At 37.6% G+C, this 13,222-nt stretch carries 15 protein-coding genes; 9 read left to right on the top strand and 6 right to left on the bottom strand.

The annotated features are described in order from the left end of the window. Window positions 1-320 precede the first annotated feature (320 nt). Window positions 321-875 carry a helix-turn-helix domain-containing protein gene (locus ACESMA_RS15095; RefSeq protein WP_372949681.1) on the top strand — a complete coding sequence of 185 codons (555 nt, stop codon included), beginning with the start codon at window positions 321-323 and terminating at the stop codon, window positions 873-875. A 385-nt stretch (window positions 876-1,260) separates the two neighbouring features. On the opposite strand, the gene tnpA is transcribed toward ACESMA_RS15095, so the two are convergent. The 4 genes from tnpA to ACESMA_RS15075 all read right to left on the bottom strand — a co-directional run bounded on the left by tnpA (window position 1,261) and on the right by ACESMA_RS15075 (window position 3,728). Beyond that, window positions 1,261-1,707, bottom strand: a complete 447-nt coding sequence (gene tnpA, locus ACESMA_RS15090) for an IS200/IS605 family transposase (RefSeq protein WP_372949680.1) — start codon at window positions 1,705-1,707, stop codon at window positions 1,261-1,263. 279 nt (window positions 1,708-1,986) lie between these two features. Continuing rightward, window positions 1,987-2,664: a porin family protein gene (locus ACESMA_RS15085; RefSeq protein WP_372949679.1), complete on the bottom strand. Its 678-nt coding sequence runs from the start codon at window positions 2,662-2,664 to the stop codon at window positions 1,987-1,989. 157 nt (window positions 2,665-2,821) lie between these two features. Then, window positions 2,822-3,493 (bottom strand): OmpA family protein, encoded by a 672-nt coding sequence (locus ACESMA_RS15080; RefSeq protein ID WP_372949678.1) that lies wholly within the window; start codon window positions 3,491-3,493, stop codon window positions 2,822-2,824. Window positions 3,494-3,557: 64 nt separating this feature from the next. Further along, window positions 3,558-3,728 (bottom strand): hypothetical protein, encoded by a 171-nt coding sequence (locus ACESMA_RS15075; protein WP_372949677.1) that lies wholly within the window; start codon window positions 3,726-3,728, stop codon window positions 3,558-3,560. Between the two features lie 285 nt (window positions 3,729-4,013). Here ACESMA_RS15075 and ACESMA_RS15070 point away from each other — a divergent pair, with 285 nt between their 5' ends. The 5 genes from ACESMA_RS15070 (at window position 4,014) to ACESMA_RS15050 (ending at window position 9,932) form a co-directional block, all read left to right on the top strand. After that, window positions 4,014-4,235 (top strand): hypothetical protein, encoded by a 222-nt coding sequence (locus tag ACESMA_RS15070; protein ID WP_372949676.1) that lies wholly within the window; start codon window positions 4,014-4,016, stop codon window positions 4,233-4,235. Window positions 4,236-4,381: 146 nt separating this feature from the next. Then, window positions 4,382-7,303, top strand: a complete 2,922-nt coding sequence (locus ACESMA_RS15065) for a chemotaxis protein CheB (protein WP_372949675.1) — start codon at window positions 4,382-4,384, stop codon at window positions 7,301-7,303. A gap of 3 nt (window positions 7,304-7,306) precedes the next feature. After that, window positions 7,307-7,870 carry a hypothetical protein gene (locus tag ACESMA_RS15060; RefSeq protein WP_372949674.1) on the top strand — a complete coding sequence of 188 codons (564 nt, stop codon included), beginning with the start codon at window positions 7,307-7,309 and terminating at the stop codon, window positions 7,868-7,870. A 138-nt stretch (window positions 7,871-8,008) separates the two neighbouring features. Continuing rightward, window positions 8,009-8,143 carry a hypothetical protein gene (locus tag ACESMA_RS15055; protein WP_372949673.1) on the top strand — a complete coding sequence of 45 codons (135 nt, stop codon included), beginning with the start codon at window positions 8,009-8,011 and terminating at the stop codon, window positions 8,141-8,143. A 19-nt stretch (window positions 8,144-8,162) separates the two neighbouring features. After that, entirely contained in the window at window positions 8,163-9,932 is a 1,770-nt protein-coding gene (locus ACESMA_RS15050; protein WP_372949672.1) for a murein L,D-transpeptidase, read from the top strand. Here the strand turns inward: ACESMA_RS15050 and ACESMA_RS15045 are convergent. Continuing rightward, window positions 9,919-10,605: a murein L,D-transpeptidase catalytic domain family protein gene (locus ACESMA_RS15045; protein WP_372949691.1), complete on the bottom strand. Its 687-nt coding sequence runs from the start codon at window positions 10,603-10,605 to the stop codon at window positions 9,919-9,921. The two genes, ACESMA_RS15050 and ACESMA_RS15045, sit on opposite strands and share 14 nt — an antisense overlap. A gap of 148 nt (window positions 10,606-10,753) precedes the next feature. Between ACESMA_RS15045 and ACESMA_RS15040 the strand changes: the two genes are divergently transcribed. The 3 genes from ACESMA_RS15040 (at window position 10,754) to ACESMA_RS15030 (ending at window position 12,410) form a co-directional block, all read left to right on the top strand. Next, window positions 10,754-11,389: a type II CAAX prenyl endopeptidase Rce1 family protein gene (locus ACESMA_RS15040; protein ID WP_372949671.1), complete on the top strand. Its 636-nt coding sequence runs from the start codon at window positions 10,754-10,756 to the stop codon at window positions 11,387-11,389. Window positions 11,390-11,700: 311 nt separating this feature from the next. After that, window positions 11,701-12,024, top strand: a complete 324-nt coding sequence (locus ACESMA_RS15035; RefSeq protein WP_372949670.1) for a nucleotidyltransferase domain-containing protein — start codon at window positions 11,701-11,703, stop codon at window positions 12,022-12,024. Beyond that, window positions 12,021-12,410: a HEPN domain-containing protein gene (locus ACESMA_RS15030; protein ID WP_372949669.1), complete on the top strand. Its 390-nt coding sequence runs from the start codon at window positions 12,021-12,023 to the stop codon at window positions 12,408-12,410. Before ACESMA_RS15035 ends, ACESMA_RS15030 begins: the two co-directional genes overlap by 4 nt. Before the next feature lie 85 nt (window positions 12,411-12,495). Here ACESMA_RS15030 and ACESMA_RS15025 read toward each other — a convergent pair whose 3' ends face one another. After that, entirely contained in the window at window positions 12,496-13,221 is a 726-nt protein-coding gene (locus ACESMA_RS15025; RefSeq protein ID WP_372949668.1) for a zinc ribbon domain-containing protein, read from the bottom strand. Window position 13,222 lies beyond the last annotated feature (1 nt).

The following is a 13,222-nucleotide window of genomic DNA, read 5'->3' as shown; positions in this document are numbered from 1 at the left end:
AATAATGAGGGGATGACAGTAAAATCCAAAATACAAATAGCAAACAAATCCCAATGGTCCAATAATTCAAATTCGAAATTTTTCAAAATAAGATTGTTTCGGGAATTGCTGTTTTTTTGATTTTCGTGATTATTTGAAATTTGGTTTTTGTCAATTGTTATTTGTTGAGGCAATGTGTGAACTATGTAAATTTTTAAAAGAATTGTGTAATGTTTTTCAACTGCAAATACTATAATTTTAAATTGGGTTACTGGCATCTGTTTCAAAATATAAAAATAGGTACAATAACAATGCAGGATGCTGGAACGTGAAAAACATAAATGATTCTGAAAATTAAAAATATGGTAAGTAGTCGTTGTAAAACTTTTGTTCAGGAAGAAATGAACAGACTGGGAGTTTACAGCATTACCGTTGAGTTGGGTGAAGTGGAGTTAAGTGAGAATTTACCCGAAGAGAAATTACGGCTACTTGACATTGCTCTCAGGAGCGCCGGATTGGAATTACTTGAAGATAAAAAACACCACCTGGTGGAAGATATTAAAGCGGCTGTTCATGAGTTGGTGTATCATACGGATGACATTCCCAAACCTAATTATTCAGATTTTATCAGTCAAAAAATCAATCTCAGTTACACATCCCTAAGCAATACTTTTTCGAAAACGCAGGGAACAACCATTGAAAAATATATTATTGAACAGCGAATAGAACGAATTAAAGAATTGCTTATTTACACCGACAACACTTTGGATGACATGGCTTTTAAATTACACTACAGCAGTGTGGCTCATCTTTCAAATCAGTTTAAAAAATCTACCGGAATGACTCCTTCTTTTTATAGAAAACATAGAAATCCCCACTCCAATTATTTAACTTAAACCTATTTATTGTTCCTGTATCCAACAAATTTCAACTCTGTTTAGATTTTTATTTTTTTTAGGAGTGTAGCTCATTATGGTAAAAACACATAATAAAAAACCTTATTCTTTTATTAACCTTAGTAACCAGCCTAAAAACTCCACTGAATCAAGACCTTATTACCTAATTGAAAAGTTTCTGTTTCTTTTGTAATAATCAGATAAACAATAAGGGAATAAGGTCAAAGTCAGTTCGGGGTCTGCTAAATTACTAAGGTTATGAATTGAAAATAAGGTTTTATGAATCCTGAATTTTCACAAGGCAAAATAATTTTCTTTGTACTAAAACCTTATTTCTTTTATCAACCTTAGTAACCACCCGAAACTCCACTAAACCATAACCTTATTACCTAATTGAAGGATTTATCGTTTTCTGATAATAACGAATAAACTCATTATATTCCTCCTCAAAAGTTTTGTTACGATGGTGTTCTGGTTGATTTAAAATATATCTGCAAACATTTTCAATATCTCCTTTGGAGACGGAAAAAGCAGAAGCCGATTGCTGCCAAGAGAACTTCCCGCTACACAAATTATTATCGTTTATAAAATTTTCTGAACTGTTTGCAATTACCGTAGCAATAGTTTCTTCGGAGATGGCCGGAGAACGGGAAATTAAAAAATGAACGTGTTCAGGATTAGCATAAATGGCATACATCTTACAACCTTTGTTATTCACAATTCCTGTTATATACTTTTCAATTCGCTCTCTGAATTGTGGTTTTATCATTGCTATTCTGTGATGAGTAACAAACACGAAATGTGTATAAAGGTTATTGTATTCGATTTTCATAACAGTTTGACTTTTAATAGTTTTAAAGATTCGTGTTAACTTGTGTTATTTTAAGAACATAAAGATACAAAATAAGGGAATAAGGTCAAGGTCATTCGGAGGTTTGCCATTTTACTGAGGTTAAAAATTGGAAATAAGGTATTTTTGCTGATAAATAATAAGCTTATAAACTGGCATTGTTACTGAGGCTAAGGATTGAAAATAAGGTTTTTTTAATTTAAAAAGGCCACCGTTGAAAAACAACGACAGCCTTTTTTTGTGAACTTGAAATATATAGAACTAAAAACGGTAACCAAGCGAAAGTCCGTAACCTGTATTTTTAAGTATTGAATTATTTTCACCGGTAATGCGGTTGTCTGTAGGATTGATATCGAGCAATCCGAGTTGTGTATTCAGTTGCAAGAACAAACCGGCCGGTAACTCATAACCGAAAAAGAGGTTGGCACCGGCATCAAACGGTTTTACATACACTGTGGTAAGCGGGTCGCCCGATGCCACCTCCTTTTTAAATTCAATATCATTCTCAACTGAAACACCGCCACCTTCGTAAATGGCTTTGCCACCAATTCCATAAGCCACATAAGGGCCGAATCCGAGCATAAAATAACCACTGCCCACCGGGGCTTTATAAACAAAATTCAACGGTAATTCAATGTACGACAGCTTGTATGTGCTGTTTAATATTCCTATATTTTCAGCTCCTTTGGTACTGAACATCAACCCCGGTTGAAAGTAAAACTCAGGGGCAACAGGAAGCTGAATATTGACTCCGGCATGATAACCAATGAGCATGTCATTTTCAAGTTTGTTGCCGCTCATGTCCTTTCCGTTCAGGTTTTGTAAATTAACGCCACCAAGAACTGCAAAGGAGGTTTTTGAACCGGCAAGTCCCTGGGCAAATGCCATAGAACCCGTAAGTGCAAAAATTAAAATCAAAGAAAATAGTCTTTTTTTCATTTTTATAAATATTTGTAACGTGTTATACCAATTATTTTTCAAACTGAGCCTTAAGCGAAGTTTTAAATTAGAATGGTTAATGCCGATAGACAATTGAAAAGACTTAAAGAGTGAAGCGATTTTAAGGCTCAATTCAATTGCTAATCGGTATTAAAAATTAATTCGATGCTTCTTTTTCAGCTTCAGCCTTCATTTTTTCGTTGGCAGTAATCATAAATTCAACCCTGCGGTTTTGAGTACGGCCATCTTCTGTATTGTTTTCATATTTAGGTAATTCTTCGCCAAAACCTTTAATCACTAAACGGTCAGTTGCAATTCCTTCTCCCGTCAGGTAACCTGAAACTGTTCTTGCCCGTTGCTCCGATAAGGTCTGGTTATAAGCTACACTCCCTTTACTGTCAGTATGTCCCTGAATTTCAATATCGGTCTCTGCATAACTATTCAGTACGGTAACCAGTTTATCCAGGTTTGTTTTGGCTTCATTCGACAAATTCGATTCATCGAAACCAAACAAAACATTACTGCTGAATTCTACTACAATACCTTCACCAACGCGTTCAACTTTTGCGTCGGGTACATTTTTTGCAATTTCTTCAGCCTGTTTGTCCATTTGACGGCCAATTACAGCGCCTGCGCCACCACCAACGGCAGCTCCAATTATTGCCCCAAGGGCAGTATTTCCCGAAGCACGACCTATTACTGCACCGGCAGCACCTCCCGAGGCAGTTCCAATAGCTGCTCCTTTTTGTGTTTTATTCCACGAAGCACAACCCGTAAAAAGGAACACTGTGCTTAAAACCACGAGTAAACCCATTCTTAACTTTTTCATTTTCTGTTTTTTTATTTTTATAACATTTGTTTAAATACATTATTTCCAAACAGCCGGACAATTCTTACATCTTTTGTTCCCGTAACTGCGTATTCAATCTGTAATCTTCCATTTTTAATTCAGGTGAATTTTGAATGGTTTTTAACTGGTTCCTGAGTTTCAGTACATCCTGTTCAACAACTGACTTCTGCAAATCATTTTTCCAGCTTATTTTTAATTTATTTGTAGTTGCCATATCAATACATTTTGAATTATACTTTACAGTTAATTTATTTTCATCAAAGGTAAGCTGCCCAAAACAGCGAAATGTTACACAATTCAGAATAAGAGTTACATTATTCACACATTATAGGTTACGGCAAATTCTATGTTAACATCATATTTTAATTTGGAATTTGTCTTAAACGCCGCATTCCGGCGGTGTTTCTTAAAAATGTGGGAATAATGTAAACTTTTCAAGGAATTATATAACGCCTGAATTATACAAGTTTTCTAATTTTCGCATTTTAAAAATGAAAAGATGAGCAGGGGAATTTTATCTAACCGGAGTGCCGTATATGTTATTGCAGTGCTTGTAATAATTGTTGCGTTTCTGCTCCTGGGCGGAACAAAGTGGATAACAGGTGCAATGCATGGAGGAGGATCATTGGCCAATTTAAACTGGATTCAGATACTGATAGGTTTAATTCTTGGTTTTTTGCTCGGGGTAATTGTATCAAAAAGAAGAAGAAAATGGTTATAGGCATAATTAATAGGAATACTTTCCCCAGCGCAAAGGAAATCTTCTGTCTGCCAGTAATATTAAATGTATTGAATATTGTAACTTTAATACCACAAAAAAATCTATTTTTGATATTTTAGTAATAGTATTTTATTAAATCATATACATTGAAAACTAAAAAAATAAAACCAGAAGTTTCTACTGTAAAAAAGGCTGCTGGTATAAAAACAAGTAAGTTTCCAATAGTTGGAATTGGTGCTTCGGCCGGTGGACTGGAAGCATTGGAGCAATTTCTGAAAAATGTACCCGAAAAAAGCGGAATGGCCTATGTGGTTGTTCAGCATTTGGATCCTACACAAAAAGGAATGCTCCCTGAATTGCTTCAGCGGGTTTCCAATATGAAGGTTTTTCAGGCTGAAGACCTTATGAAAGTGAAACCTGACTGTGTGTATGTAATTCCACCAAATAAAAGTATGTCCATTTACAAAGGAGTACTCCACTTGTTTGATCCGGTTGAAGCCCGGGGCCTTCGTCTTCCAGTCGATTTTTTTCTGCGCTCGCTGGCCGATGATCAGAAGGAGGATGCTGTTGGCATTATTCTTTCAGGAATGGGCTCCGACGGAAGCAGCGGAATTCGGGCCATAAAAGAAAAAAACGGAACTGCACTGGTGCAGGAACCCGAAACGGCCCGGTTCGACAGCATGCCCCGAAATGCCATCGACTCTGGGTTGGTTGATTTAGTGGCTCCGGCGGAAAAATTGTCTGCTGAACTTATTAATTTCCTTAAACATATTCCTTTAATTAAATCAAACCTGAATAGTGAAGTAAAAGACAAAAGCGCACTGGAAAAAATTATCATTTTGCTGCGAACACATACCGGAAACGATTTTTCGCTGTATAAAAAAAATACGGTTTACCGGCGAATCGAAAGGCGAATGAGCGTTCATAAAATTGATGGAATATTTTCGTATGTTCATTTTTTGCAGGAAAATCCAAAGGAAGTACACATCCTGTTTAAAGAGTTAATGATTGGAGTAACTAACTTTTTTCGCGATGCACCAGCCTGGGAAAAACTGAAAGAAAAGGTATTTCCTGAACTGATTGAAAAAATAAAGCCCAATTCGCAACTGAGGGCCTGGGTACCTGGTTGCTCTACAGGAGAGGAAGCCTATTCACTGGCTATTATATTTAAGGAAACGCTGGAAAAAATTAACCCAAATGCAGGAATATCATTACAAATTTTTGCTTCCGATATCGACAGCGATGCGATTGATACTGCCCGCAAAGGATTGTTCCCTGATAATATTGCCACCGATGTGTCGCCCAAAAGGCTGAACCGGTTTTTTATCAAAACAGATGAAGGTTACCGAATAAATACCGAAATAAGGGAAATGATTGTGTTTGCGCAACACAACATTATTATGCATCCGCCTTTTACCAATTTAGATATTATCTCGTGCCGGAATCTGCTTATATATTTGGACCCGGAATTACAGCGAAAATTGCTCGGGTTGTTTTACTACAGCCTAAACCAAAAAGGATTTTTAATGCTCGGAACGTCAGAAACACTTGGTGAACAAAGCCATCTTTTTACTCCGGTTGATTCATCACAGAAAATTTTCAAACGATCTGATGCCAACCTGAACCCACAATTATTAGACTTTCCTTCTTCATTTACCCGAACCAAACCTGGTAACTTTGAAAACACTGAATCTGAAAAACCAATGACAAACATTCAAACACTTGCCGATCAACTGCTGCTGCATCAATTTTCGCCTGCCGGGGTTTTGGTAAACGAAAACGGCGATATTTTATACATTAGCGGACGAACGGGAAAATACCTGGAACCCGCAGTGGGTAAAGCAAACATGAATATTTTTGCCATGCTGCGGCCTGGCTTCGAAAACGATTTTGCCATTGCATTCCGTAAGGCGGTAAGGAACAAAGAAGCCGTAGTGTTGCATCACGTTAAAATAGGCACAAACGGAGGCACAATCAGTTTAAATGTAACCATTCATTGGATTAGTAAGCCGGAACCTTTGAATGGTAAGCTATTGATAATTTTTACTGATGTTCCGCAGCTTGCCAACACCAAACTACCAGAGAAAAAAGGAAGAAAAACAGTTGCCAGCATTAGGGAGGCCGAATTGGAGAAAGAGTTGCAGCATACCCGCGAAGAGATGCAAAATATTACGGAAGAGATGCAAACTTCGCAGGAAGAGTTGAAATCGACCAATGAAGAATTGCAGTCAACCAACGAAGAACTGCAATCAACTAACGAAGAACTCACCACCTCTAAAGAAGAAATGCAAAGCCTGAATGAAGAACTTCAGACGGTAAACGCCGAATTAATGGCGAAAGTGGAAGACTATTCGCGGGTAAACAACGACATGAAAAACCTGCTTAACAGCACCGATATTGCAACGTTGTTTCTCGACAAGGAATTAAATATCCGCCGCTACACCAATCAGGCAACCAAAATATTTAAGCTCATAAAAAGCGACATTGGACGTCCATTTACCGACCAGGTTTCACAACTTATTTACCCCGACCTGCCAGAAGATGCAAACGAAGTTCTGAGAACGCTCATTTTTATTGAAAAGCAAATTCCAACCAAAGACGGGAGGTGGTTTTCCATCCGCATTATGCCCTACCGCACCTTCGACGATCGGATTGACGGACTGGTTATTACGTTTATAGATATTTCAGAATTGAAACTGGTGGAAGAAAAATTGCTAAAAATGAATCAGGAAAACCGGCTGCTCGTTGAAACTTCTTCCAGGGTAATTCTTAAAATATCAGCCGACTGGAAAATTATGGAATTTAATTCAGCGGCTGAAACATTTTTTGGCAAAAAGCGGGAAGATGTTACAGAGCATAATTTTATAGAATTATTTATACCTAAGGCAATTCGAAAAAGGACGGAACAAAAAATGAATAAACTGCTAAAAAAACCTGGAATTTACGATATTAAAATGAAGGTAATGGCAGCCGATGAAAAAGAACCTGAAACAGAATGGTCGGTTAATGTTTTATTTAATCAACTTGAAATACCTTCAGAAATAATAATATTCACAAAAAACAATTAAGTTATGATGAACGAGGAAATTGATTTTACCGATGCAAAAATATTGCGTGAGAGAGCTGAAAAGCTACTAACTGAAAAACATAAAAAAGAGAACGATGCATTTAAGGAAATCAATGCAAATAAACTTCTGCACGAATTACATGTGCATCAGATTGAACTGGAAATGCAAAATGAAGAGTTGCGACAGGCCTACGAAAAAGCGGAATCGGCTCTGAAAAAATATATTTTAATATTTGAATTATCCCTGATAGGATATTTCACTCTTGAATCTGACGGAACCATTTGCGAGTTAAACTTTACCGGTGCCGAAATGCTTGGTGAAAGACGCTTTACCTTGATAAACAGCAATTTTAAACTTTTTGTTTCAGAAGAATCAAGGCCGGTTTTTAATGATTTTTTCAGTAAAGTATATACCAGCAACACAAAAGAATCGTGCGAAGTGTTGCTTGGCTATAACAAAGAGCCTCTGTGCCGGGTTTATATGGAAGGCGTAATTACCGAGGATGACCAAAAATGCCTGTTGTCGGTCGTCGATATTTCGAAAATTGGATTGAAAAATAAATCATAATTAAATTTCGATAATAAATTTGCAATTCTAAAATGTGTGAATGATGTAACTCTTTCCCCAAATTGTATAACGCTTTCGGATTCTGAATGAATTACCTTTAGCTTATCGAAGTAATTTCAAAATTTAAAACTGAAAGAGATGAAAGCACAAAAATCAGCCTCCCTGGAAACGGCATCTTCGTTTTTACCTGATATAATAGTTGTAACAGCCGAAAATGGTAAAACTATTTTTTACCAGGAAAACCAGATTATTTTTACTGCCAACAATTTTTAAACCGCATAAAACCCGCCAATTGCAAATAAAAAAAATTATAATTTCAGCATGTATTTTGCTGACAACTTACACACTTACTGCTGATGAACTTTCAGAATCCATTAGCCTATTCATAAATAATAAACCCGCAGGTTTATCGTACGAAATTGATAATGAAAACCTTTATTCAGGCAAGGCACTTCAGCAATTTTATCAAAACCGCAATTATGCTCCGGCATGGATTAATTCCAAAGCCCCAATATGGATAAATTCGAATATTCCACCCTGGATTAACGCAAATTCACCCGTTCGTATTAATTCAGATTCTCCTGCCTGGATTGAATCCGATATCCCTGTCAGAATTAACTCCAATGCGCTTGGAAAAAATGGTTACGTGCTTTTGGAATATATCCGGCAGGCAACCAGGCATGGACTGCATCCATCCGATTACCATTTATTCCTGCTCGAAAAGTACATCGATCAAACCGTGTTGTTTAAGGCAATGGATAACGAAGAAATGATGAAACTGGATGTTTTGCTAACCGATGCATTTTTATTGCTGGGACTGCACTTGTATTACGGCAAGGTTGATTCAGAAAAAGAAGGTGAAACCTGGACGATACAACGCAAAGAACCGGAATTGCAGTTAAACCGCAAATTGGATGAAGCGCTGACAGCCGGTGATATTGCCAACGGTTTGAATTTGCTTGCACCGAGGTACCGCTCCTACTGGATGATGAAAGAAGATTTGGCATTTTTTCTTGGGTTGGAAAATGAACCCTGGCCGGTCTTAATTTCAGATACCACAATTAATCCGGGCCAGTCAAACATTTTACTTCCAAAAATAAAAAAACGGCTGATAAAACTGAGGTATCCGTTATCAGACAGTGTTTCTGTAACTTATGATAAAGAACTTGAAAAACAACTGAAGAATTTTCAAAAAGACTGGGGTTTAAATGCCGACGGCGTAATTGGAAAGGGAACGTTGCTTGCACTGAACACCAGGCCGCGCTTACTTATAAACCAGTTAAGGGTTAATTTGGAACGGTTCAGATGGCTTCCGTTAGATGAACCCCGAAAGTACCTGATGGTAAACATTGCAGGTTTTGACATGGTTCTGATTGAGGGAATTGATACCCTTATTTACATGCGGGCCATTGTGGGAAAAGATTACCGCGAAACGCCTGTTTTTGATGCACGGATGACATACATTGTTTTTAGTCCAAACTGGACCGTTCCCCCAACTATTTTATGGAACGATGTAATTCCCGAACTGCGCAAAGGACCTGAATACCTGAAACAAAAAAATATGAAACTGCTCAGGTACAACGGTTCAGAAATAGCCTACAGCGAAATTGACTGGATAAAAATATCCAGAAATAATTTCCCCTATATGGTACGCCAAAACCCTGGTTCTGAAAATGCACTGGGCAAAGTGAAGTTTATGTTCCCGAATAGCCATAACGTTTATATACATGATACTCCATCGAGGGGATACTTTGCACGCGACGACCGGGCCATGAGCTCGGGTTGCATAAGAGTTGAAAAACCTTTTGAACTGGCAGAATTGCTGCTGGCCGATTCACCGGAGTGGCCTTCCGTAAAAATTCATACGGCCATGCAGCAGAACAAAGAACAAATAGCAAGCCTTAAAACCCCTGTTGATGTGCTGATATTGTACCTCACTGCATGGACCGACGGCAACAGACGTGTACAGTTCAGAAAAGACATTTATTTGAGGGATGATTTGATAATGAATGCCTTAAAACAAAAACCGCAAGCAGAAAAAATAAAAATTATCCCTTTTTAAAAGAAGGTAATTTTCTGATAACCGGCGATTTTGAAAGATAGCTTTCTGTGGGAGCGTAAACAAAAAGGCATGTTCCTTCTTTAATGGTTTCAATAATTTCAGCGCTCAATTCTTCAGGCACAGCCGGGCACCCCAGACTTCGGCCAAGTCTGCCGTTTTTCTCAATAAATTCAGAAGACACATAATCTGCTCCATGAATAACAATGGCGCGTTCCCGTGCTTTATCGTTTATTCCGTGTTCTATACCGTTAAGCCGGAGGGAAAAGCCATGTTTTCCGAAATAAGTTTCACCCGTGGTATAAAAACCGGGACTGCTGGCGTAGGAACCTGGCTTGTTGGAAAAATTTTCGGCCATCACATCGCCCGAATTTCGCCCGTGAGATACAAGGCAATGATACAACACCTTCGCCTCAGCAAGGTCGAGCACCCAAAGTCTTTCCTGGTTCGACGGCAGGCTGAAATCAATAATGGTTATCACTTCGGGTCGGGTTATAGTTTGTTCTTTTTTCAGGATTTCGTAACCGGAAAGTGCGGTTTGAAGTAAGTCGGTGGAAGGAAGTCCGGAAGCATTTTCAGTAATGGTTCGTTCAAATTTTTCAATCAACAGCGTTGGGTTATCCGCTCTGTTGGATGCACCACTCCACTCATTTACCGAAGAAACCAGAACCAACATCAAAAAAACTAAAACGATTTTTTTTGTCCGCATGGGCTAAAAGTAATTGTTTATTTCAATTCAAACGTCGTGTACCAAAATATATTTCAGCCATTTCCCATTTTTTAATTTTTATTAACCTACTTTTATTCAGTTAATTAATATTTAAGTGATTACAACTGATAAAAGACGATGGATTGAGATAGCAGCAGTTTTGGCAACAGGTTTACTTAAATATGTTTTAATGGACTGGCTGAATTTCCGTGCGCTCTATATTGCGGCTGCATGCATTTTTTGGTCGGTTTACATTTATAAAAGATACCGGCAGAATAACTTCATTTTGCAGGAATGGGGATTCCGGAAAAATCATTTCAAACAGGCATTTCTATTTCTTTTACCATTTGCGTTGGTAATGGTTGCAGGCATTGTTTGGTACGGCATTTTTTACAATGCCATCTTTTTGAACTGGCATGTCATTCCGGTTTTTGTGTTTTATCCGGCGTGGGGTATCATTCAGCAGTTTCTGGTGGTGGCGCTGGTTGCAGGAAATTTGCAGGAAATAAAAGTGGTAAATCTTAGTAAATCCGGAATTTTTCTATTGACCTCCCTGGTATTTGCCTGGGTTCATTACCCCAGCCTGCCTTTAATGGTTTTTACTTTTTTTATGGAGCTTATATTTTTGGCTGCATATTTTAAATGGCGAAACCTTTGGGTTTTGGGTTTGTATCACGGCTGGGTGGCCAGTTTGCTTTTGTTTTTTGTGCTGGGACGTGATTTGTGGAATGAACTATGGACGGTGTTTTAAAAGGGTGCGGGAATTCTCCCACCGAAGATTCTTTTGGAAGATTCGCCACTGCTGGTTCTTATTTGTAATTTGTGTCTATCTGGCAGACAAAACAAACACTAAAAAACCTTATTTTTTTAACGACCTGAGTAGCCGGTCAAAGTCATGTTTTGACTTGTAAAAAAGTCTTTCAAATTATTTATATTTGTTTGTTTCAATATGAATTTAGTTTAAAAATAAAAAACTTAGATACCGTTACGAAAAAACAGAAGGACAAGAGAATGTTGCAAAACCGTAAATGAAGTATCTTTGAACAAATAATATGACATTATATGATTGGTGCTAAGCAGTTGGCAAAAGAAATAAAACAGCATTTAAATGAATCGCTGAACAATATTGTTTCAGATGTTGTAATCTTCGGATCAAGAGTCAAGGGAAATGCAACTGAAAATTCCGACTACGATGTTTTGGTTGTTCTCAATACCAACTATGATCGTAAGGTTCAAAGAGCCATCAACGATTTGTGTTACGATTTTGATCTGAAATACAATATATTTCTTGACACACAAATTATTTCTGAATTCGAACTTAAAAATAGCATACGAGGCAAACATCCTGTTTTTAGAAATGCCTTAAAAGAAGGGTTACATGCATGATAAGTAACAGCGACCGCGAAATCCTAATTCAATACAGACTTGACCAGGCAAAGCAGGCCATTGGCGAGGTAAGTAAATTGATAGAAATGGATTTGCTGAATGTGGCAGTAAACAGAATTTATTATGGCATTTTTTACAGCTTAACCGCATTGGCTTTAAAATACGAATTCTCTTCGTCAAAGCACGGGCAGTTAATAGGCTGGTTTAACCAAACTTTTATTAAAACCCGGCAAATTGACGTGAAGTATGGAAAAATTATAAGAGATGCATACAAAAACAGAAGTGATGGCGATTACGCACCGTTTATATCATTCTCAAAAGAAGATGTTCAGGACATGCAGAAAGATATGATTAATTTCATAGAACGAATTAACTCCTTTCTTTGAATATTGTCTGAATAGAATTACTTTTTTGTCACCACAACGAACAGTTCCCTCAAAAAATCATCTGTTCCCAAAAAATGTAACTTATTTAAATATGAAAAAAACGTTTCAGGTCGGTGGCTTTTTTTAACCGGTAATGAATAAACAACAAAAGCATGGCAATTAGCACAACGGAAACCATCACAATCAGGCTCCACCCGACATAAACTGAGCTTCGGAAATAAATGGAAATCATTCCTTCAATACAAATACAAAGCACTCCAGCGGCAATCATTGAATATGCAATAACATTCATACCCTTTTGTTTCGCATTGCGAATCAAGTAAATGAGTATAATTAAAGTAATATAAAAAGCCAGCAACAGAGGAATTCCCAGTTTTATCTCCCAACCGGTGTCGCCGGCATACACATCGAACAGAATAAATAGTCCGGTAACCGACAAAAAACTGAGAGCCACCATAAGTGTAATTTTATTGCGCAGAAATGTATTCAGTGTAAAATTGATAAATAAAACCAGGCTAATCGTCGCCGGGTATTTCGACCAGGTAATGGTTCTGTTTTCAATAAAATCGATAAGTAGGGTGATAATTATACCGGAAATAAGAATCAACCCGGATATTTGCCAGAATATTTTTCTTTTCTGAAAACCGGTCAGGCGCTGATAATCCGTCAACAGTTTTTCTTCCCGGTGTGTTTTGCCCGATCTTATCAGGGATGAATTTTCAGTGATTTTATCCAGAAGCGGTTCCCCGCATAACGAGCAAAAATTGGCATTTTCTTCTGATTCCACTCCGCAATTCTGACATCGTTTCATA

The sequence above is a fragment of the Mariniphaga sp. genome (assembly GCF_041687215.1).
Classification (GTDB): Bacteria; Bacteroidota; Bacteroidia; order Bacteroidales; family Prolixibacteraceae; genus Mariniphaga.
This window is presented reverse-complemented; position numbering and strand designations above follow the sequence as displayed.